Below are 3177 nucleotides of genomic sequence, written 5' to 3' on the forward strand. Positions count from 1 at the left end.
TTCATTTACAGGCCATTCTTCGCCGGTTTTCAGATTTTGCACATATAAAGTAGACTTTAACCTTACTCGTTTTACAAAAGCAATCATATTGCCATCTGGCGAAACCTGTGGACGGCAGGCGCCTCCCTGTTCGTTAATTAACGTGCTTAATTTTCCTGTGGTTAAATCGAGTTGGCGGATGGCATAAATAGTACCGTTAGGGTCTTTGCTGTATTCGAAATTTGGTCCGGGGCTTACATCCTCACTAAAATAAACGTATCTGCCATCTGGCGATACGTTTGGCTCACCGGCATCCTGCTGATCATTTTTACGTTTGGTTAACTGCACGCCATCGCCACCGTTTATGCTATACATCCACATTTCGCCAGCGCCTAACGATCGGCTGGCTGTAAAGTGTTTTCTGGCCACTATATATTCGCTGTTGGGCATCCATGTAGCATTGTTCAATAACCTGAAACTCTCTTTGGTAATCTGTTTTTTACCCGAACCATCACGGTTCATGATCCAGATATTATCGCCACCGCTTTTATCGCTCGTGTAAGAAATGTATTTTCCGTTAGGACTAAACCTTGGTTGTACATCCCAGGCCGCGCCTCCACTGATCAGTTTTGCCATACCGCCGGTAATTGGCATCACATAGATATCACCCAATAAATCAAAAACAATTTCCTGTCCGTCGGCACTTACATCTAGGTTCATCCAGGTGCCTTCATCCGTGTTTAGCGTAAAGTTTTTAGTGGTGCCCTGATATTTTTCGATATCCCATTTCTTTTCCTGGGCGTATGAACTGAAAAATAATAGGGAAAGAGCGGATAGAAAGTAAAGGTGTTTCATTATATGCGGGATGGTTATTTGAGTAATTCGTGTATTTTTCTTTGATCTGTTTTTTATTGAAATGTAATTGCCTCAACACCGTTGAGAGTTTTGTTATGCTTTTAAAAAAGTATTAAAAAGGTTCTATTTTCCATTTCCCTCAGTACTGCTGAGAGTCTTGATAATTCAATTAATATTTCAATCTGATAAATGAAGTTTAGTCAGATCGTCATGCTGAATTCATTTCAGCATCTCTCTTGCTTTTCAGACCCTGAAATGAATTCAGGGTGACGGCGCTAAGAAGAAAATTTTATCTGCAAATTGCGTTTCTAACATGTAATCTGTCTTATCTGGCAAAGTTAATAATCTTTTCTGAAGATGATTTTTTCAATTTCTAACAATAATAAGTGACGATTTTGGATTAAATGTATAGTTTTGATACCGCCGATTTATGACAGCAATAGAGATTTTACAAAAATATTGGGGACACCAGGCTTTCAGACCGCTACAGCAGGATATTATTACTTCGGTTTTAGAAGGAAATGACAGTTTAGCGCTATTGCCCACGGGCGGAGGAAAATCGATCTGTTTTCAGGTACCGGCAATGGTTAAAGATGGTATCTGTATTGTAGTTTCGCCATTAATTGCTTTGATGAAAGATCAGGTAGAGAACCTGAAATCGAAGGGGATTGAAGCGATTGCTATTTACGCCGGAATGGGAAAGCGTGAAATCGATATTTTGCTGGACAACTGCATTTATGGCAAAATTAAATTTCTTTACCTGTCGCCAGAGCGTTTATTGGCTGATTTGGTCCGCGTGCGCATTTCGTACATGAATGTAAACCTGATTGCCGTTGATGAAGCGCACTGTATTTCGCAATGGGGCTACGATTTCCGGCCGCCTTACCAGCAGATTGCCAAACTCCGTGAAATTTTACCCAATGTACCTGTATTAGCACTTACCGCAACTGCCACCGAATTTGTAAGGAAAGACATTGTAGAAAAACTGGAGATGAAAAACCCTCAGGTTTTTGTGAAAAGTTTCGCCCGCGATAATTTGAGTTACGTAGTATTCGGTAATGAAGATAAATATAAAAAACTGATCGATATCTGTCAGAATGTTAAAGGTACAGGACTGGTTTATGTACGTAACCGTAGGGAAACGGCAGAAGTAGCCAATTTTATTAATAGAAACCAGATAAAAGCCGATTTTTACCATGCCGGACTAGAACGTGACGTACGTTTTTTAAAGCAGGAGGAATGGAAGAATAATAAAACCCGGATCATGGTAGCTACCAATGCCTTCGGTATGGGGATTGATAAAGCCGATGTGAGGTTTGTGGTACATTTAGATCTGCCTGAAAGTTTGGAAGCCTATTATCAGGAAGCAGGAAGGGCAGGGCGCGATGAAAAAAGAAGTTATGCGGTGCTACTGGCCAATCAGTCTGATGTGCTGGGTTTAGAATCGCGCTATCTGGATAGTTTTCCTTCTCCGGATGAAATCAGAAAGGTGTATCATTACCTTGGTAATTATTTTCAACTGGCATTTGGTGCCGGTGAAGGTTTAACCTTTAATTTTGATATTGCCGATTTCTGTAAGCGGTTTAATATAAGTGTATTAAAAACCATCTCTGCATTAAAATTTTTAGAACATGATTGCTACGTTACCTTGTCCGAAAGTGTTTTTCTGCCTTCGAGGATGATGTTTATTGCCGCTCACGAAGATGTTTACCGTTTTCAAATCGAAAATAAAGCTTACGATGGCATTATTAAAACAATCCAGCGTTCGCACGGTGGTGCTTTTGATGGATTCGTGAAAATCAATGAAGCTGATCTGGCCAAAAAAACCGGTCTTTCTTACAAAGATATTATAGCATTGCTTAAGAAATTGGAAAGTATCGAATTGCTTACCTATATCCCACAAACTGATCAACCACAATTGCAATATGTGAGGCCGCGGGTTGATATGGATCATTTCGACCTTGATATAAAATACCTTGGACTTAGAAAAGAGATTCTGCATAAACAGATCAACGCGGTAGTAGCTTACACCTCATCAAATGTGTGCAGGAGTATCCAATTGCTCAATTATTTTGACGAACATCATGCTGTGAAATGTGGTGTTTGCGATGTTTGTTTGGCCGAAAAAAGAGCCGAAAATCAAAGTCAGATGGGCGAAGAAATCGCATTTGAGATCGTTTCCCTGCTTCAGCAACAACCTTTAAGTCTTGATGATCTGGTTACAAACATAAAAAACGGTACTGAAGCCGAAAGGATTGATACCATAAGGGAATTGTTGGATGCCAGTAAGATTAAAAGTGATGGTAAGAAATACTATCTTTAGATTTGAGATTTGAGATTTGA

General features: G+C 39.8%; 1 protein-coding gene and 1 pseudogene. One reads left to right on the top strand and one right to left on the bottom strand.

All coding sequences use genetic code 11. The features are described 5' to 3' along the window. Positions 1-834 (bottom strand): annotated as a pseudogene (locus tag B2V92_RS17075) (amidohydrolase); the annotation flags it as partial. A gap of 430 nt (positions 835-1264) precedes the next feature. On the opposite strand from B2V92_RS17075, the gene B2V92_RS17080 reads away from it, so the two are divergent. Beyond that, positions 1265-3157 (top strand): RecQ family ATP-dependent DNA helicase, encoded by a 1893-nt coding sequence (locus tag B2V92_RS17080; protein ID WP_293310362.1) that lies wholly within the window; start codon positions 1265-1267, stop codon positions 3155-3157. Positions 3158-3177: the final 20 nt, after the last annotated feature.

The sequence above is a fragment of the Pedobacter sp. UBA5917 genome, assembly GCF_002432345.1.
In the GTDB taxonomy this organism is placed as follows: Bacteria; Bacteroidota; Bacteroidia; order Sphingobacteriales; family Sphingobacteriaceae; genus Pedobacter.